This window comes from Paenibacillus terrae HPL-003 (genome assembly GCF_000235585.1).
Lineage (GTDB): Bacteria > Bacillota > Bacilli > Paenibacillales > Paenibacillaceae > Paenibacillus > Paenibacillus terrae_B.
Window position 1 is genome coordinate 2,540,562 of sequence record NC_016641.1, and the last position, 18,965, is coordinate 2,559,526.

General features: G+C 50.8%; 18 protein-coding genes and 1 riboswitch. Of the genes, 17 read left to right on the top strand and 1 reads right to left on the bottom strand.

From position 1 onward, the window contains the following. Positions 1-36: 36 nt before the first annotated feature. Positions 37-138: riboswitch (purine riboswitch) on the top strand. A gap of 146 nt (positions 139-284) precedes the next feature. From purE to purF, 8 genes are all read left to right on the top strand, one after another. After that, the gene (gene purE / locus HPL003_RS11620; protein ID WP_014279837.1) at positions 285-770 is read left to right on the top strand and encodes a 5-(carboxyamino)imidazole ribonucleotide mutase; all 486 of its coding nucleotides are present in this window, start codon (positions 285-287) and stop codon (positions 768-770) included. Next, entirely contained in the window at positions 767-1,942 is a 1,176-nt protein-coding gene (purK, locus tag HPL003_RS11625) for a 5-(carboxyamino)imidazole ribonucleotide synthase (RefSeq protein ID WP_014279838.1), read from the top strand. The genes purE and purK overlap by 4 nt, the downstream gene beginning before the upstream one ends. Positions 1,943-1,944: 2 nt before the next feature. Further along, on the top strand, positions 1,945-3,243 hold the full coding sequence (gene purB / locus HPL003_RS11630; protein WP_014279839.1) for an adenylosuccinate lyase: 1,299 nt from the start codon (positions 1,945-1,947) through the stop codon (positions 3,241-3,243). Between the two features lie 777 nt (positions 3,244-4,020). Next, positions 4,021-4,902, top strand: coding sequence for a phosphoribosylaminoimidazolesuccinocarboxamide synthase (locus HPL003_RS11635; RefSeq protein ID WP_014279840.1), 882 nt, complete (start codon positions 4,021-4,023; stop codon positions 4,900-4,902). A gap of 58 nt (positions 4,903-4,960) precedes the next feature. Beyond that, positions 4,961-5,206, top strand: coding sequence for a phosphoribosylformylglycinamidine synthase subunit PurS (gene purS / locus HPL003_RS11640; protein WP_014279841.1), 246 nt, complete (start codon positions 4,961-4,963; stop codon positions 5,204-5,206). Positions 5,207-5,210: 4 nt separating this feature from the next. Beyond that, a complete protein-coding gene (purQ, locus tag HPL003_RS11645; protein WP_014279842.1) occupies positions 5,211-5,900 on the top strand; it encodes a phosphoribosylformylglycinamidine synthase subunit PurQ in 690 nt (229 codons plus the stop codon). Next, positions 5,878-8,121 carry a phosphoribosylformylglycinamidine synthase subunit PurL gene (gene purL, locus HPL003_RS11650; RefSeq protein WP_014279843.1) on the top strand — a complete coding sequence of 748 codons (2,244 nt, stop codon included), beginning with the start codon at positions 5,878-5,880 and terminating at the stop codon, positions 8,119-8,121. Before purQ ends, purL begins: the two co-directional genes overlap by 23 nt. After that, on the top strand, positions 8,106-9,587 hold the full coding sequence (purF, locus tag HPL003_RS11655) for an amidophosphoribosyltransferase (protein ID WP_014279844.1): 1,482 nt from the start codon (positions 8,106-8,108) through the stop codon (positions 9,585-9,587). The genes purL and purF overlap by 16 nt, the downstream gene beginning before the upstream one ends. A gap of 282 nt (positions 9,588-9,869) precedes the next feature. Here purF and HPL003_RS28470 read toward each other — a convergent pair whose 3' ends face one another. Next, entirely contained in the window at positions 9,870-10,157 is a 288-nt protein-coding gene (locus HPL003_RS28470; protein ID WP_148267388.1) for a hypothetical protein, read from the bottom strand. Between the two features lie 138 nt (positions 10,158-10,295). On the opposite strand from HPL003_RS28470, the gene purM reads away from it, so the two are divergent. From purM to HPL003_RS11705, 9 genes are all read left to right on the top strand, one after another. Further along, complete coding sequence (gene purM / locus HPL003_RS11665; RefSeq protein ID WP_014279847.1) at positions 10,296-11,336, top strand: phosphoribosylformylglycinamidine cyclo-ligase; 1,041 nt, start codon at positions 10,296-10,298, stop codon at positions 11,334-11,336. Beyond that, a complete protein-coding gene (gene purN / locus HPL003_RS11670) occupies positions 11,336-11,950 on the top strand; it encodes a phosphoribosylglycinamide formyltransferase (RefSeq protein WP_014279848.1) in 615 nt (204 codons plus the stop codon). Before purM ends, purN begins: the two co-directional genes overlap by 1 nt. A 106-nt stretch (positions 11,951-12,056) precedes the next feature. After that, complete coding sequence (purH, locus tag HPL003_RS11675) at positions 12,057-13,604, top strand: bifunctional phosphoribosylaminoimidazolecarboxamide formyltransferase/IMP cyclohydrolase (protein WP_014279849.1); 1,548 nt, start codon at positions 12,057-12,059, stop codon at positions 13,602-13,604. 188 nt (positions 13,605-13,792) lie between these two features. Then, a complete protein-coding gene (gene purD / locus HPL003_RS11680; protein ID WP_014279850.1) occupies positions 13,793-15,061 on the top strand; it encodes a phosphoribosylamine--glycine ligase in 1,269 nt (422 codons plus the stop codon). Between the two features lie 123 nt (positions 15,062-15,184). Beyond that, on the top strand, positions 15,185-15,871 hold the full coding sequence (locus HPL003_RS11685; protein ID WP_014279851.1) for a TetR/AcrR family transcriptional regulator: 687 nt from the start codon (positions 15,185-15,187) through the stop codon (positions 15,869-15,871). 106 nt (positions 15,872-15,977) lie between these two features. After that, on the top strand, positions 15,978-16,835 hold the full coding sequence (locus tag HPL003_RS11690) for a transporter substrate-binding domain-containing protein (RefSeq protein WP_014279852.1): 858 nt from the start codon (positions 15,978-15,980) through the stop codon (positions 16,833-16,835). Positions 16,836-16,920: 85 nt separating this feature from the next. After that, positions 16,921-17,568, top strand: a complete 648-nt coding sequence (locus HPL003_RS11695) for an amino acid ABC transporter permease (RefSeq protein ID WP_014279853.1) — start codon at positions 16,921-16,923, stop codon at positions 17,566-17,568. 17 nt (positions 17,569-17,585) lie between these two features. Then, a complete protein-coding gene (locus HPL003_RS11700) occupies positions 17,586-18,332 on the top strand; it encodes an amino acid ABC transporter ATP-binding protein (protein WP_014279854.1) in 747 nt (248 codons plus the stop codon). A gap of 54 nt (positions 18,333-18,386) precedes the next feature. Beyond that, positions 18,387-18,812, top strand: coding sequence for an OsmC family protein (locus HPL003_RS11705; protein WP_014279855.1), 426 nt, complete (start codon positions 18,387-18,389; stop codon positions 18,810-18,812). Positions 18,813-18,965 lie beyond the last annotated feature (153 nt).

Sequence of the window (18,965 nt, forward strand, 5' to 3'; positions counted from 1 at the left end):
ACCACAATTATATTTGTAAAGAATATCTTTAAAGGTCGAGTAGGCAAAATGATGACTCGTATAATGCCGGGGATATGGCCCGGAAGTTTCTACCTGGAAACCTTAAATTTCCGGACTACGGGAGGCATACGGCTGAAGCCGCATTTGTTGCGGTGAAACAGGCTTGCTTTTGGCATGCCTTGAGAGGCTTTGTCGTTTGTTTTTCGTAGTCCGGTGTCTTGAAAATAACGTTATTTTCGAGTGCCGGATTTTTGGCGCTTACTGATAAACAGGGAGTGAAGGACATGTCAGTGCAGGTCGCTGTTATTATGGGCAGCACATCAGACTGGGACACCATGCAACATGCATGTGCTGTGCTGGACGAGCTTGAAATCGGATATGAGAAAAAGGTAGTCTCAGCCCATCGTACACCGGATTTGATGTTCCGCTTTGCAGAGGAAGCCGCCGGGCGCGGATTAAAGGTCATTATTGCCGGAGCGGGCGGGGCTGCTCATCTGCCGGGAATGGTGGCTGCGAAGACATCCTTGCCAGTCATCGGTGTACCTGTCCAGTCGAAGGCACTGAATGGTTTGGACTCTCTGCTCTCGATTGTGCAGATGCCGGGTGGTATTCCCGTTGCCACTGTGGCAATCGGCAAGGCAGGTGCTACAAATGCAGGATTGCTGGCAGCACAAATATTAGGTGCTTTTGACGAAAAGATAAGCCAGCGGGTCGTAGCAAGACGCGACCGTATCCGTGATGAAGTGCTGGAAGGCAGTGATTCGCTATGAATGAGGCATGTGAACCTGCAGGACGCGTCCGTCCTCCGGGTACAAGGATTGGAATTTTGGGAGGCGGCCAACTGGGCAGAATGCTTGTGCTGGCGGGAACAAACCTGGGATATCGCTTTGTGACGCTGGATCCGGCACCGGATAGTCCATGCGGGCAGGTGTCAGAGCAGATTCGTGCCGCCTATGATGACGAGCATGCGGCCAGAGAGCTGGCTGGGCGATGCGATGTGATCACATATGAGTTTGAAAATGTGGATGCGGGTGTAGCTGCGCTTTTGGAGCAGGAATCCAGTGTACCGCAGGGCAGTAGTCTTTTGTACACAACACAGCATCGTCTGCGTGAAAAACGTTCTATTGAGGCGGCTGGCGTTCCGGTAGCTCCGTATCGTGAAATCAGCAGCGCTACGGATATGGTTCAAGCGGTAGCTGAATTGGGTGTGCCGTGCGTGCTCAAAACGACGGTCGGCGGTTATGATGGCAAGGGGCAGGCGGTCATTCGCCAACCGGAGGAAGCCGTAGCTGCCTATGAACGACTGGCGGGTAGCGGTGCGGAGCTGGTGCTGGAGCAGTTTATTCGCTTTCGCTGTGAAATTTCAGTTATCGTAGCTCGTAGCACGAACGGCGAAGCCAAAGCCTTTCCACCTGCGGAAAACATTCATGTGAACAACATTTTGCACACGTCGATCGTACCTGCGCGTGTATCGGAATCGGTACAGGAAGAAGCACGCAGGCTGGCGCTGGCTGTAGCCGAGTCGTTGGGTGCGGTAGGACTGCTCGCTGTAGAAATGTTTGTGGCCGAAAATGGGCAATTGTATGTCAATGAGCTGGCCCCGAGACCGCATAACTCCGGTCATTACACGATGGAGGGCTGCGCGACATCACAATTCGAGCAGCACATACGTGCGATTTGCGGCTTGCCGCTGGGCAGCACGAAGCTGCTGACTCCGGTGGTCATGGTCAATGTGCTGGGGGAGCAATTGGAGGATGTGGTTCAGCGGTTCATGCAGCCTGATGCCGAAGCCGAAAGATTGGATGTTGTACCCAAGCTGCATTTGTATGGAAAAAGTGAAGCCAAGCCAGGCCGAAAGATGGGACATATTAATCTATTGTGCCAGGATACGGAGCAAGCGCTGGAATGGATTGGACAAACCAATATTTGGGGGAATAAATAGTTATGATCGAACGCTATAGCAGACCGGAAATGAGAGCGATTTGGACGGAAGAAAATAAATTTAAAGCATGGCTGGAAGTAGAATTGTGTGCCTGTGAAGCTTGGGCAGAATTGGGCGTTATTCCGAAAGAGGACACTGTGGCGCTGCGTAAGAACGCAAGCTTTGATATTGACCGGATCTATGAAATTGAACAGGAAACAAGACATGATGTCATTGCTTTTACCCGTACGGTGTCCGAGAGCCTTGGCGACGAGCGCAAATGGGTGCATTACGGTCTGACCTCCACGGATGTGGTGGACACCGCACTGGGCTATCTGTTGAAGCAGGCGAATGAAATTCTGGAGCGCGATATCTTGAATTTTATCGAAATTTTGAAGGAAAAAGCACTGGCTTACAAGCACACGCCGATGATGGGCCGTACACACGGGGTACACGCAGAGCCAACTACGTTTGGTCTGAAAATGGCTTTGTGGTACGAGGAAATGAAGCGCAATCTGGAACGTTTCCGCTTTGCGGCTGACCAAGTAGAGTACGGGAAAATGTCTGGTGCAGTCGGTACGTATGCCAACATTGATCCAGCTGTAGAAGAGTTTGTATGCCGCAAGCTGGGCACCAAGCCTGCGCCAATCTCCACACAAACGCTCCAACGTGATCGTCATGCCGAGTACATGGCGACATTGGCACTGGTAGCCACATCGTTAGATAAATTCGCAACAGAAGTCCGCGCCCTGCAAAAGAGTGAATTCCGTGAGGTGGAAGAAGCCTTCGCGAAGGGTCAAAAAGGTTCCTCTGCGATGCCGCATAAACGCAATCCAATCGGCAGCGAAAATATTTCCGGTCTGGCGCGTGTGATTCGCGGGCATATGGTATCCGCGTATGAGAACGTAACACTGTGGCATGAACGCGACATTTCGCATTCCTCTGTAGAACGTATCATTCTGCCGGATGCAACGATGCTGTTGAACTACATGCTGAACCGTTTTGGCAATATCGTGAAGAACCTGACGGTATTCCCTGAAAATATGAAGCGCAATATGGCGCGTACGTATGGTGTACCGTTCTCTGGCCGTATTATGACGAAGCTGATCGATAAGGGCTTTAGCCGTGAAAAAGCCTATGATACCGTGCAGCCGCGTGCGATGCAGGCATGGGAAGAGCAGCGCCAGTTCCGCGAAATCGTGGAGGCGACCCCGGAAATTACCGCTGTCCTCAGCCCGGACGAAATCGAGGACGCGTTCAACCCGGCTTGGCATCTGAAGAACGTAGATACGATCTTTAAAAAGCTGGGATTAGGGGAGTAGAGGGAAGGCTGGCGCTTGGAGAGGCCGCTGCGCGAACGGATCATTCTTCCGATTGCTGTTGCCCCTGGATTCCTGTGATTGTAATAAACCCGTAAAGGTTGGAATCCAGAGGCAAAGGCAAGCGCTAACGCTTCTCCAGAACGATTCCGTCCGCTCCGCTGCACCCAGCACCACCCTTCATGTGGGAGCAGAACTAGGGGAAGGTGCGGCACATAAGATGCCGCACCTCCCGAGAGCGATGGAAAAGCGTGTTCCACTGCTTTTCTATCGCAAGCAACGTTCTTGGGAGGGCTGCCGAATTTGCGTAGCAAACAGCCCGCAGCCCTCCCAAGAACGCGCAAGGCTCAAGGAGCGAAGCCTTGCCGCCGCATAAGTGCGCAGTCTTAGCACATGCGCACAACAGGCGAAGCCTTAATGCTCGGCCGCATGGCATGCCGAGCCACGGCCACAGGCCGAGGGCTAGGCGACATGCAAGGCCGCCAAGCTTCAGTCTGTAAGCTGCATATAAATTGCAGCTTACAGATTTCAACGCTGATACGGCGCCATGCACGTAAAAACGTCGCCCTGCACCAACGTAAAAGCGTTGCTGGATGAGACTTGTGCCAACAAGCCTTAATCCAGCAGAACGCGCTCGCCCCACCCCAGTTTACACAATACTCCATCATCCGCTGCTCACTGCGCCGACCATTGCGGGAGTCCCGAGGGCAGCAGCCCTGGGGGTCCTCCCTGAGGGGAGGATTTAGGAGGGGCAAACTTCTTTGAAAGAGGTGTAATGAAATGTCATTGTCCACCGCAGAGGGTCTAATCCATGCGCCGCTCTTGTACAAAGGTAAGGTGCGTGAATTGTATGATCTCGGAGAGCATTTTCTGATTGTCGTGACGGATCGGATTTCGGCTTTTGATTATGTGTTGGAGCCGCCCGTGCCGGAAAAGGGGAATGTGCTGAATAAGCTCAGCGCTTTCTGGTTTGAGCAGACGAAGGACTTGTTGGAAAACCATGTTGTGCATACCGATGTGAACAAGCTCGGGCATGTGATCGACGAACAGAATAAAGAGCTGTTGAAAGACCGGATCATGGTCACGCTGAAGGCCGAGCGCATCGATATTGAGTGTGTGGTGCGCGGATATATTACCGGAGGCGGCTGGCGTCAGTATGAGCAGAACGGCGAAGTGAACGGCATTCCATTGCCGAAGGGGCTCCGTAAAAATGAGCGTTTCCCCAAGCCTTTATTTACACCGGCTGCGAAAAATGATGTTGGACACGACGAGGACATTTCCCTTCATCAGATGAAAGAGCTGGTTGGGGCCCAACTGACAGGTGAGCTGGAGGAAAAAAGCTTGGCGTTGTACGAATTTGCACGTGCTTTCTGCGAGAAGCGTGGAATTATTTTAGCCGATTGCAAGTTTGAGTTTGGTCTTGTTAATGGAAAGGTTATTTTGATTGACGAAATTTTCACCCCGGATTCATCCCGTTTCTGGGCGCAGGAAAAGTACGAGCTGGATGTGGAAATTGACAGCATGGACAAGGAGCCGGTACGAAGCTATTTGGCATCATCCGGTTGGGACAAGAACAGCAAGCCCGATCCGTTGCCGGCTGAGGTCGTAGAAGAAACAACTGCAAGATATACGGATATTTGGCGGCGTCTGACGGCACAGTAAATAGTAATCATAATTCAACCAATAGGATTCATCCATTCGGAGGAGGAACTGAAGGAACATGATTAAAGCAACGGTCTATGTCACGATTAAGCAAAGCGTTTTGGACCCGCAGGGGGTTGCGGTGCAAGGCGCACTGCATTCTATGGGCTTCGGAGAAGTCGACAGCGTCAGAATTGGTAAGTATATGGAATTGAATCTGGATACAACAGACCGCGAGAGTGCAGAAAAGCGCGTCATCGAGATGTGCGAAAAGCTGTTGGCCAACACGGTCATTGAAGACTACCGCTACGAACTGGAGGGCTGATTCCATGAAATTTGCAGTTCTGGTTTTTCCGGGCTCCAACTGTGATATTGACTGCTATAAGGCGGTAGAGGACACGGTCGGTGAACCTGTCGATTATGTTTGGCATACTGCGACGGATCTGTCGCCTTATGATTGTATTCTTGTTCCAGGAGGTTTCTCCTATGGGGATTATCTGCGTTGCGGCGCGATTTCCCGGTTTGCTCCGGTAATGAAGGAAGTAGCCAAAGCGGCTGCCGAGGGTAAATATATTTTGGGTATCTGCAACGGGTTTCAAATTTTGACTGAAGCTGGGCTGCTGCCGGGTGCTTTGCGCCGTAACTTGTCGATGAAGTTCCGTTGCCACGATACGGTGTTGAAGGTTGTGAATAGCGAAACGCCTTTTACAAAAGATTATGCTGCTGGTGAAGAGATCGTCATTCCGATCGCCCACGGCGAAGGCAACTATTACTGTGATAATGAGACGCTGGCTCGCTTGCAGGCGAATAACCAGATCGTATTTACGTATAAAGATAATCCCAACGGCTCCGTGACGGATATCGCAGGGATTTGTAATGAACAAGGAAACGTGCTGGGCATGATGCCTCACCCGGAACGTGCGGTGGATGCATTGCTTGGAACGGATGACGGCAAACGTATGTTTACATCTATTTTGAACGCTTGGAGGGATCGTCATGGCGCAGCAAGTGTCCGCTAAGGAACCAACGGCAGAGCAAGTTGCCGAACATAAACTGTATCAGCAGATGGGTGTATCGGACAGCGAATATGCGTTGATCTGCGAATTTATGGGACGTCAGCCGAATTATACGGAGATTGGCGTATTCAGTGTCATGTGGTCAGAGCATTGTGCTTACAAAAACTCCAAGCCGCTGCTGCGTCGTTTCCCAACGAGTGGTCCGCGGGTTCTGATGGGACCGGGTGAAGGCGCAGGGATTGTAGATATCGGTGACAATCAGGCCGTTGTCTTTAAAATCGAAAGTCATAACCATCCGTCGGCTGTGGAACCTTTTCAGGGGGCAGCGACAGGGGTAGGCGGTATCATCCGTGATATTTTCTCTATGGGTGCAAGACCTGTAGCGGTGCTGAACTCCCTGCGTTTTGGCAAGCTGGAGAGCGACCGCGTGAAATATTTGTTCGAGCATGTGGTATCCGGTATTGCGGGATATGGAAACTGTATCGGTATTCCAACCGTAGGCGGCGAGGTTGTATTCGATGAAAGCTACGAAGGCAATCCGCTCGTTAATGCGATGTGTGTTGGACTGATTGACCATGATAAAATCCAGCGTGGTGTTGCTAAAGGGGTCGGTAACCCGGTGTTCTATGTGGGACCACCGACAGGCCGGGACGGGATTCACGGAGCGACCTTCGCATCGGTTGAGCTGACCGAGGAATCCGAAGCGAATCGGACTGCGGTTCAGGTAGGCGATCCATTTATGGAGAAGCTGGTCATGGAATCATGCCTGGAGCTGATCGATAGCGGTATTGTGCTGGGTATTCAGGATATGGGCGCGGCAGGACTTACCTGCTCCAGTGCGGAAATGGCGAGTAAGGCAGGCAACGGCCTCGAGCTGTATCTGGATCAGGTACCGCAGCGTGAAGAAGGCATGACGCCTTATGAAATGATGCTGTCCGAATCACAGGAGCGTATGCTGTTCGTTGTTGAACCTAAGGATGAAGCACAGGCGCTTGAAATTTTCGAGCGTTGGGGTGTCATTTGTGCCAAGGTCGGTAAGGTGACGGATGACGGGCGTTTGCGCTTGTTCCATCATGGTGACGTGGTGGGAGATATGCCAGTAACGGCGCTGGTGGACGAGTGTCCGATTTACGACAAACCATCCGAAGTTCCTGCTTATTATGAGCAAAATGCTGCCATTGACACGCTTCGTTATGCAGAAGTGACGGATTTGAACGGTGCGTTGAAAAAGGTACTGTCTTCGCCAAGTGTAGCCAGTAAAAAATGGGTATATGAGCAGTATGATTACATGGTCCGCACCAGTACGGCCGTTCGTCCGGGATCGGATGCAGCAGTAGTGACTGTGCGCGGAACGCGCAAGGGACTCGCCATGACGACGGATTGTAACGGACGTTACGTATACCTTGATCCAGAGGTAGGCGGACGGATTGCGGTCAGTGAAGCAGCACGTAATATTGTATGCTCCGGCGGCGAGCCGTTGGCGATTACGGATAACCTGAACTTCGGAAACCCTGAAAAACCGGATATTTTCTGGCAAATGGAAAAAGCTGTAGACGGGATGGCAGAAGCTTGCCGTGTACTGGATACACCTGTCATCGGGGGCAATGTCAGCTTGTACAACGAAAATGCTAAAGGCTCTATCTATCCGACGCCTGTAGTCGGTATGGTAGGTCTGGTTCATGATACGGATCATATTACAACACAAGGCTTCAAAGCCGAAGGTGATGTGATTTTCCTGGTAGGAGAAACGAAGGCCGAGCTGGGAGGCAGTGAGTTCCAGGCTGTCGTACACGGTGTCTCCGAAGGACGACCGCCTGAGCTGGATTTGAACGTGGAGAAAAAGCTGCTGAATGCGGTGCTTAGCGCCATCCAAACAGGTTTGGTACAATCCGCGCATGATTTGGCAGAGGGCGGATTGGCTGTAGCGCTTGCGGAATCTGGGATTAGTGGCGGATTGGGAGCACAGGTCAACGTAGAAACGACCTTGCGTCCTGACCATGCTTTGTTTAGCGAAAGTCAGTCCCGCATTTTGCTATCTGCATCGCCGGATAAAGCATCTGCGCTGGAAGCACATCTGCGTGGATTGGGAGTGCCGGTTACTGTATTGGGAAAAGTTGAAGGATCACAATTGACAGTTGAGGTGAACGGACAACCCGCTTTGAACGAGGCAGTCGCCAGTTTGAAGCAAATCTGGGAGGATGTCATTCCATGTCTGATGAAATAACAGCACGGACGTTGTGGACTGGAGATTATTATAATGAAGGCTCTGGTAAAGAGGGGCTTTTTGATAAATTAAAAGAGGAATGCGGCGTATTCGGAGTGTACAGACACTCCGATGCTGCTTCCCTGGCATATTACGGATTGCATGCGCTCCAGCATCGCGGAGAGGAAAGTGCGGGCATCTGTGTGAGCAGTGGCGACGAGTTCCATTATCATCGTGGAATGGGCCTTGTTAAAGAAGTATTCAATAAAGATTTGATGGCTTCGCTAACAGGCGACATTGCCATAGGGCATGTACGTTACTCGACAAGTGGAGACAGTAAGCTGACGAATGCACAGCCATTGGTTTTCAAATATCGTGATGGCGATTTGGCAGTAGCGACGAACGGCAATATCGTGAATGCCTTGCAAATCCGGCATGAGCTGGAGCAGGGTGGGTCTATATTTCAAACGACAAGCGATACGGAGGTAGTTGCGCATTTGATCGCTCGGTCGTCCAAGGATTTGGTGGAGGCCGCCAAAGATGCATTGAAGCGTATTGTCGGCGGGTTTGCTTTTCTCATTATGACCAACGACAAGTTGCTGGTTGCGTCTGATCCTAACGGCTTGCGTCCGTTGACGATGGGCAGATTGGGTGATGCATATTTGTTTGCTTCTGAATCCTGTGCTTTGGAAACGATTGGAGCAGAGCTGTTGCGCGATATCGAGCCGGGTGAGCTATTGGTGCTGGACAAAAACGGGCTGCATGAAGACCGCTACAGTGAAGGCAAGCATCGTAAAGCACTGTGCGCGATGGAATATATTTATTTTGCCCGTCCGGACAGTGACTTGAACGGAGCCAATCTTCATGCTGCACGTAAAAGAATGGGCAGCCAAATGGCGTTGGAAGCTTTTGTCGATGCCGATTTGGTTACCGGGGTACCGGATTCCAGTATTTCTGCGGCGATTGGTTATGCAGAGCAGACAGGTATTCCATATGAATTGGGCATGATTAAAAATAAATACACCGGACGTACCTTCATCCAGCCGAGTCAGGAGCTGCGCGAGCAGGGTGTGAAAATGAAGCTGAGCGCCGTACGCCGTGTTGTCGAAGGTAAACGGGTCATCATGATCGACGATTCCATTGTGCGGGGCACCACGTCCCGACGCATCGTGAATATGCTGCGGGATGCGGGGGCGCTAGAGGTACATGTACGCATTACCTCGCCGCCTTTCAAAAACCCGTGCTTCTACGGCATCGACACGCCGGATCGCCGGGAACTGATCGCGTCGTCCAAAACAGTTGAGGAAATCCGCCAGGAGATTAACGCCGATTCGCTCTATTTTATGAGTGCTGAGGGCTTGATCGCCGCAGTAGGCGGAAATAACGAAGAGGATTACAAAGGCGGTTTGTGCCTGGCCTGCTTCGATAATGATTATCCCACTCAAGTGGATTTCAAAGGTGAAGAAAAGCTCGGATGTAGTTGTTGATAAAAGGGGAACAAAAGAGGTACAGCGGCGCATGGTGGTGTGGGGATGATGCGGTTCTGAGGGGGCCACTCCGCGTGTGGAAGGTTCTTACGATCGCTGTTGCCGCTGGATTCCTGGATTGGAATAACCCTTATAGGGTTAGAATCCAGCGGCAAAGGCGAACGCTTCGCTTCTCCAGAATCCTTCCACCCGCTGCGTTCCTCTGGGCGGCACTTTTGCAGCAGCAGTGCCTGTACCTCTTCTGTTCCCACGGGGAAGAGGATAGGAAAGGCAGTTAAAAACTCATGGCATAACTATTTCATGCCATGAGTTTTTAACGGGCGGCCGTAAAGCCGTCCGTGAGCCAGCGAAGCGAGGCTCAATAGCAGGCAGGGCGAAGCTGCCTGCCTCAAAGGGTAAAGAAGTAAGCCAGCCGTCGGTGCGGCTCACTTCTTTGCCCGGCACGTCCCCGCCTTTGCGAAGCAAACAGCCCGGGACGTGCCCGCCGCCGCAAAGGCGGCCACGCTCTAAAGCGTGTCCTTGTGGTTGGCGGGAAAATCCCGCCAACCACAAGGACAACACGCGACTCACAGCACGAACCAACCACCAAGCAGCACCCAACCCTACGCATCTGACCGACTCTTGAGGGGGCCAGGGGGAGCAGCCCCATGGAATCCTCCCTATTAGGGAGGACTTAGGAGGGTCAATCATTTGAAGGAGTGTTCATGAATGTCCGAAGCATACAAAAACGCAGGGGTAGATATCGCTGCTGGTAATGAAGCAGTAGAACGGATGAAAAAGCACGTCAAACGTACCTTCCGTCCCGAAGTGCTGACGGATTTGGGCGGATTCGGTGCGTTGTTCGGCCTGAATAAGGATAAGTACGAGGAGCCTGTACTCGTTTCCGGTACAGATGGAGTCGGCACGAAGCTGAAGCTTGCTTTCGCGATGGATCGTCATGACACCATCGGTATTGATGCGGTTGCGATGTGTGTGAACGACATTGTCGTCGGGGGCGCTGAGCCACTCTTTTTTCTCGACTACCTCGCTTGTGACAAGGTGGTACCCGAGAAAATCGAAGCCATTGTTGCCGGAATCGCCGAGGGCTGCCATCAGTCAGGTTGTGCGCTGGTCGGCGGTGAAACAGCAGAAATGCCGGGGATGTACAGTGAAGGCGAATATGATATTGCCGGATTCACGGTAGGGATTGTAGATAAAAGCAAGATCATTAACGGCAGTTCCATTTCCCCCGGAGATACGGTTATCGGACTGGCCTCCAGCGGAGTGCACAGCAATGGCTTTTCACTGGTTCGCAAGCTTTTATTGGAACAGCAGGGCTATGATTTACATGATGAAATCGAAGGCTTGAACGGCAAACTGGGCGATGTACTGCTGGAGCCTACGAAAATCTATGTGAAATCCGTTTTGGCATTGCTGGACAAGGTAAAAGTAAAAGGTATGGCGCATATCACGGGCGGCGGTTTTATCGAAAATATCCCTAGAGTGCTGCCGGATAACGTTAATGTGGATATAGAATACGGCGCTTGGCCGATTCTGCCGATCTTCCAGCTCATGCAGGAAAAAGGCGCAATCTCCAACAAAGACATGTTCACAACCTTTAATATGGGGATTGGTATGGTTATCGTTGTAGGCGAAGAGTATGCACAGACTGCACTGGAAGTTCTAAAAGAACAGGGCGAAGCCGCTTATGTGATCGGAAAAGTAACGGAAGGCAGTTCTATCGTGACCTTTACGGGAGCCGAGGTGTAATGAGCGATTACCGGATTGCTGTTTTTGCATCAGGTGAAGGAACGAATTTCCAGTCATTAGTGGATGCGGCTGCGCGAGAAGAGCTGGGTGGGGCAACGGTGGAACTGCTGATCTGTGACAAGCCTGCGGCTCCTGCCGTAGCCAGAGCACAGAAAGCCGGAATTGCGTGTCACACTTTTCGACCCAAGGAATATGCTTCCCGCGAAGATTATGAGCGTGAACTGGTTGCTTTGCTGGAGCAGAAATCCATTGATCTCATCGTGCTAGCAGGCTACATGCGTTTGCTGTCCAGTGTCATGGTAGATGCCTACGCCGGAAAAATCATCAATATTCATCCGTCGCTACTTCCTGCATTTCCAGGGAAAGATGCTGTTGGACAGGCATTGGCCTATGGGGTCAAGGTCAGTGGGGTTACCGTTCATTTTGTGGACGGGGGGATGGATACTGGAGCAATTATTGCCCAGCGTGTCGTAGAAGTACACGACCATGATACAGCGGAATCTTTATCCGCAGCCATTCAATCCGTGGAACGTCAGTTATATCCAGAGGTGGTTGGCAGACTGGCTCAAGGCAAAATCCAATTGGATGGCCGTAAGGTGATTTCACTTCTCTAAAGATGATTGTAATTTGTCATATCATTGTCATATCAAGGATGCCGTACAGGCATTTTCCGATATTTCTCGGGAAATAAATTGATAAAGAACTAAAGGAGGAGAAATGGTGAGTATTAAAAGAGCGCTCGTCAGCGTATCAGATAAACGAGGGATCGTGGAATTTTGCCGCGAGTTGTCCAAATTGGGTGTGGAGATCGTTTCGACAGGGGGAACGAGCAGCTTGTTGTCGAAGGAGGGTATTCCTGTCATCGGCATTTCAGAGGTAACAGGCTTTCCTGAAATTATGGACGGACGTGTTAAAACCCTCCATCCTGCGGTACACAGCGGACTGCTGGCTGTTCGGGATAATGAGGAGCATCAGCGTCAGATGAAGGAGCTTGGACTGGATTATATTGATCTGGTCGTTGTGAATCTGTATCCTTTTGCGGAAACGATCGCCAAACCCGGTGTAACCTATGAGGACGCGATTGAAAATATCGACATCGGCGGCCCAACCATGCTGCGTTCTGCGGCGAAAAACCATGCATTCGTAAGTGTAGTGGTGGATGCGGACGATTATAGTACAGTGCTGGAGGAAATCCGCAAGGATGGCGATACCGAGCTGAACACTCGTAAGCGTTTGGCTGCAAAGGTTTTCCGTCATACCGCATCATACGACGCGCTCATCTCCGATTATTTGTCGAATGTGACGGGCGAGCCTTTGCCTGAACGTTATACGGTTACCTATGAAAAAATTCAGGATTTGCGCTATGGCGAAAATCCGCATCAGCAGGCAGCATTTTACCGTCAGCCGTTGGCAGCGAAGGGTACACTGACGACAGCGAAGCAGCTTCACGGCAAGGAATTGTCCTACAATAATATCAACGATGCTAACGCAGCGCTGCAAATTGTTAAAGAATTCAGCGAGCCTGCGGTGGTAGCCGTTAAGCATATGAATCCTTGTGGCGTGGGAATCGGCAGCAGCATTTATGAAGCGTACAGCAAGGCGTATGCGGCTGACCCGACTTCCATTTTTGGCGGCATCGTAGCCGCTAACCGAATTATTGACGGCGATACAGCGAAGAAGCTGAGCGAAATCTTTTTGGAAATTGTACAGGCGCCTGGCTTTACAAAAGAAGCACTAGAGATTTTGACGAAAAAGAAAAACATCCGTTTGCTTGATCTGGGAGAGCTGTCCCCGTCTGAAGAGGCTGAAAGCCGTTTCGTAGTGACTTCCATTGAAGGCGGCATGGTTGTTCAGCAGAATGACATTCACGCTGTAGACCCGGACGCGCTTACCGTAGTGACGGAGCGTGCGCCATCCGAGGAAGAATTGAAACAGCTTTTGTTTAGCTGGAAAGTCGTTAAGCATGTGAAGTCCAATGCGATCGTACTGGCGGCAGACAATATGACTATTGGCGTGGGTGCAGGACAAATGAACCGTGTCGGAGCGGCTAAAATCGCTATCGAGCAGGCTGGAGAAAAAGCAAAAGGTGCTGTGCTGGCATCTGACGCATTTTTCCCGATGGGCGATACGCTGGAGCTGGCAGCCCAAGCAGGCATTACGGCAGTTATTCAGCCGGGGGGCTCCATCAAGGACGAAGAATCCATCAAGGTTGCTAACGAACACGGCATTGCAATGGTCTTCACAGGCGTGCGTCATTTCAAGCACTAGCTTGTATTAGCTGAGAATGCAGTAGCATTCTCTCACACGAGGATTTTGCAAAAATCTAAGAAGCGACTTGTAATTGACAATATATAGATCGAAATGGTTTTATTCGTCTATATACTGCACTTTGGAGCGACTGGAATCGAATTTTGCAAAATCTTGACACCATAACGGGAGCGGGAGGAATCACCTGAATGGATATTTTGGTTATCGGTGGGGGCGGCCGTGAGCATGCGATTGTGTGGGCACTGAAAAAAAGCCCCAAGGCCGGACAAATCTACTGTGCGCCGGGCAATGCCGGGATCGGGCAGTTGGCGGAGTGCGTGCCGATTCCGGTGAGTGATTTTGATGCGTTGACGGAGCTGGCGGAATCCAAAAAGGTCGGACTTGTCGTGGTTGGCCCCGATGATCCGTTGGCAGACGGTATTGTGGATGCTTTTGAAGCGAAAGGCATTCCGGTATTCGGACCGCGTAAAAATGCAGCAGAAATTGAAGGCAGCAAAATCTTCATGAAGGATCTGCTGCACAAATACCATATTCCGACAGCAACCTATCGGAAGTTTTATACCTATGAGGAAGCACATGCCTATTTGAAGGAGCAGCCGATTCCTGTGGTCATTAAGGCGGACGGACTGGCAGCAGGCAAAGGGGTAACGGTCGCATACTCTATGGAGGAAGCGGAAAAGGCTTTATCCGACATTATGGTAGCGAAGGTGTTCGGAGAAGCCGGGGCGCAGGTCGTGATCGAGGAGTTTCTAGCCGGACAGGAAATGTCGATTCTTTCCTTTGTGGATGGTGAAACGGTTCGTCCGATGGCAGCGGCGCAAGATCATAAGCCTATTTTTGATGGTGACAAAGGGCCGAATACCGGGGGAATGGGCACGTATTCCCCATTACCGCACGTAGCGGATTCGATTATCGAGGAAGCCCTTGAGACTATCATTAAGCCGACGGCAAAAGCGATGGTGGCTGAGGGTCGTCCGTTCCGTGGGGTTTTATTTGCCGGATTGATGATTTCGCCGGACGGCAAGCCGAAGACGATTGAGTTTAACGCACGCTTCGGTGATCCGGAAACTCAGGTTGTGCTGCCCCGGCTAAAATCTGATCTGCTCGATATTTTCCTCGCTGCGGTGAACGGCACGCTGGATCAGGTGGAGATCGAGTGGAAGGATGAAGCGGCGGTATGTGTGGTGTTGGCTTCCGGGGGCTATCCTGGAACGTACGCCAAAGGTGTTCCAATCCACGGACTGGATCAGGCGGACGAAGCTATTGTGTTCCATGCCGGTACAGGCATCAATGAACAGGGTGAGTGGGTAACAAACGGCGGACGTGTGTTGGGCGTGGTCGGTTTGGGACATGGTATTGCCGAAGCGCGGGACAAGGCGTATGAGCAGGCGGCACGTATTACCTTTGAAGGCAAGCAAAACCGTACGGATATTGCGGCAAAAGCACTGCTACAGTAGTGTATTTGCAAGATGAAGAGAACCTCAACGGGGTTCTCTTTTTTCCGTTTGACAAAAGTATACTTATCCTATAGGATTAAAAATACAAAACTGACTGACTGATCAATCGGGAGGAGGAAACCCATGCAGCCACGGAAGGCGAAGCAGTCCAAGACTACCGCGAATGAACCATTGGTTGATCACGCGGGAGAAGAAACAGCAGAAACCGATCGCAGAACGCAGCTTCTTCACATTGCGTTGAAGCGATTCGCCGAGCAAGGGTACCATCAAACGAAGATTTCAGATATCGTGGTGGAGGCCGGAGTGGCCCAAGGCACGTTTTATTGGCATTTTAAAAGCAAAGAAGCGCTGGCACTGGAGATTATTGCTACTGGCCGCGAGCAACTGCTGGCAGCAATAGGACAAGGATACCGCCGTGATGCAGGTACGTTGGCTGATATGGTTAAAGCGTCCGAAGCGCTGTTTGTCCGTCTGTTTGATTTCGCATTGGAGAACCGCTATCTGATGGGATTACTCCTGATCGGCAGCGGTGTGGATGAACCGGTACGCCAGAGCATTCGGGAGACGAGAATCGCGATGGAACGGGCCTTTCGGCGCAATATGGAGCGAGCGATAGAGCTGAACATGCTCCCCGCTGGATTGGATGTCGAACTACGAGCAGCCCTGCTCATGAGTATGATCGAAGGTATTATTACACGTTGGCTATTCGGTTCCGAGGGAACACATGACAACATTACGCTGGTAACAGCTAAACAATTGGCGGCAGAAGCGGCAAATTTTGAATTTTACGGGCTGTTGGGTCAAGGATAGGCGGGTGGGAGATCACATCGCATGAATTGGCAGTAAGAGGCGAATAATAGAGCCAAAATACACATATGTACTCAATCATTTACATCCAGACAGGAGAGAACGATTCATGAAAACACGTAAAAGAGGGTTTCTGGTAACTACACTGATGGCTTTGGCCATGTTCAGTCTGGTACTGAGCGCTTGCGGAACGAAACCGGAAGCTGCCAACAACAACGGAGCGGGCAGCAGCAATGAGGCGGCAGCGGGCAATGAGCTCGAAGCGATCAAGAAGGCTGGTGTGATCAAGGTTGGAATGATGGGGACGTACCAGCCGTACAATTTTTTGAACGATAAAAAGGAATTGGACGGGTTTGATGTTGATATTGCGAATGAATTGGCGAAGCGTATCGGGGTCAAAGCGGAGTTCACGGCACAAGAATTTTCGGGACTTATTCCAAGTCTGCAAAAGAAGAAATTCGATGCGGTGATTAGCCAGGTGACGATTACGCCAGATCGTGAAAAGGTAATTGATTTCACAGATCCGTATATCACCAACAATGTAAATATCATCGTGAACAACAAAACAAACGATATTACCAAGCTGGAGGATTTTAAAGGCAAAACGATTGGTGTCGGCTTGGGAACGAATGATGAGTCCTATCTGCGTAACGAAGTGCTGCCGAAGGTCGGCGATTTTGAGATTAAAACATATGATGATGTCATCACTTCCTTGAAGGACCTGAACTCTGGTCGAATTGACGCAACAATCAACAATCTGTATGCGCTCAAGCCCATTGTTGATAAAAACGGCTTCCAGATTAAAGCGGTAGGCGAGCCGATCAAATCCGATCAAGCGGGTGTGGCTATTAATAAGGATACTCCTGAGCTTAAAGCAGCCTTAAACAAGGCTTTGAAAGAAATGAAGGAAGATGGCACCTATAAAACGATTTTCAAAAAATGGTTCGGCGAGGAGCCAAAAGAATAACGAAAGCCTGTTACAGGCGTCTGGCTCCGGTCTTGGCTTTTATGCTGACATGGGGCCACTCGTCTGAAAGAAGGGAATATATACGATGCTTGAATTAATGTGGGAGAACGTCCCTTTTTTATTGAAGGGCGCTTATTATACGCTGTATATTACGATTGTTTCCATGCTTTTTGGCCTCATGATCGGTTTGGTGGTGGCAGTCGCCCGATTGAAGGGAAATCGTCCGGTTCGTTGGCTGGCGCGCAGTTATGTATCTATCATTCGGGGAACGCCGGTTTTGGTGCAGATTGCAGTCATTTACTATGGACTGGATGATTATGGGATATCGTTCGGCTCGCTGACGGCTGCTTGTCTTGCACTGAGTATCAATACAGGGGCGTATTTATCGGAGACGTTCCGTGGGGCTATTTTAGCAGTGCCAAAGGGTCAAACCGAGGCGGCCTATGCAACCGGAATGTCACCGGGCCAAACGATGCGGCGCATCATTCTTCCGCAGGCCGTGCGAATTGCGATTCCGCCGATGGGCAATACATTTGTCGGTATGCTTAAGGAAACGTCGCTCGTTTCGGTGATTGGGGTAAGTGAGCTGATGCGTCAGGCACAGCTTTTACAGGCACAGTATCTGCGCTATATGCCGTTTCTGCTCGAAATTGGCATCATGTACTGGATTATGAGCATTGGGTTCTCCGCTATACTGGAGCGGGTGGAAAAGCGTCTGGCTCGAGCTTATTAAGGTGGAGATGATAGAGAATGATAACAACAAGCGGTTTGGGTAAACGCTTCGGTCAGGTGGAAGTGTTAAAAAGCATTGATTTTCAGGTGGCCGCGCGTGAAATCGTCGTGTTGCTCGGCCCAAGTGGTTCGGGTAAAAGCACCTTGCTGCGCTGCCTGAACGGTCTGGAGGAATTGTCTTCCGGCAAGTTTGAGGTAAACGGGATAGAGGTAAATGCTACGGCTCCTCTTCGTACCCGGCAAGCAGCCATTCGTGATATTCGCAGACAGACGGGGATGGTATTTCAGCAATTCAATCTGTATCCGCACAAAACAGCAATCGGCAATGTCATTGAAGGACTGCTAACAGTGAAAAAAATGCCCCGCGACAAGGCCATGTCCATCGGACAGCGGCTGCTGGAGCGTGTGGGGTTGTCGGACAAGCAGGATGTACATCCTGCGCGTTTGTCCGGTGGACAGCAGCAGCGGGTAGCTATTGCGCGCGCGCTGGCGATGGACCCGGCGATTATGCTGTTCGACGAGCCGACATCGGCGCTCGATCCCGAGCTGGTCGGGGAAGTGCTGAGCGTAATGCGGGAGCTGGCCCAGGACGGGATGACGATGGTTGTCGTCACTCATGAGATGAAATTTGCCCGCGAGGTGGCGGACAAGGTTATATTTATGGCGGACGGTGTGATTTTGGAGGAGGCTGCGCCACAGGCATTTTTCGAGGCTCCCCAGCATGAGAGAACGCAGAAATTTTTACGTCAAATTAGTGAGTTTTGAAGCGAGAATAAGAATAGATCATACATTATTAAGATGGAAAGAAGGCCTTTGAGCATGAAAGTATCTACAACTTGGCATGGCAAACGCGCGTTTACTTCGGAGGGACCGTCCGGTTATACTGTTGGGATGGATGCTACGGCAGCTTATGGCGGCGACGGCAAAGGTATGACACCGATGGAACTGCTGCTGGCGGGTCTGGCGGGATGTATTGGCATTGATATTACGATGATTCTGGATCGCTTCCTGTCGGACATTACCCGTATTGATATTGACGCAGAAGGTACGCGCAAGGATGAAATGCCGAAGGGTTTTACAGCGATTGATCTGACGTTCCACGTAGATGGCGATGTTCCGGATTACCGCGTGTGGAAAGCGATTCAGATGGGGAAGGAAAAATATTGTGCCGTATCCGATTCCTTAAAAGCGGAGATTCGCATGCACCTGATCCTAAACGGAACAGAAGTACCACATCCAGCGTAAGGGTGGAAGGCTAGTAAAGGAGAGTCAACCTGTGTTATATGCAGGAAGGCTCTCCTTTTTGAATTTATTTTCAAATGTGACATGTAATGAAACTTTTTGTGCTTTGTTTTCGTTTACAATAGAAACTGGAGTGTAAAAATGGGAAAATAAACC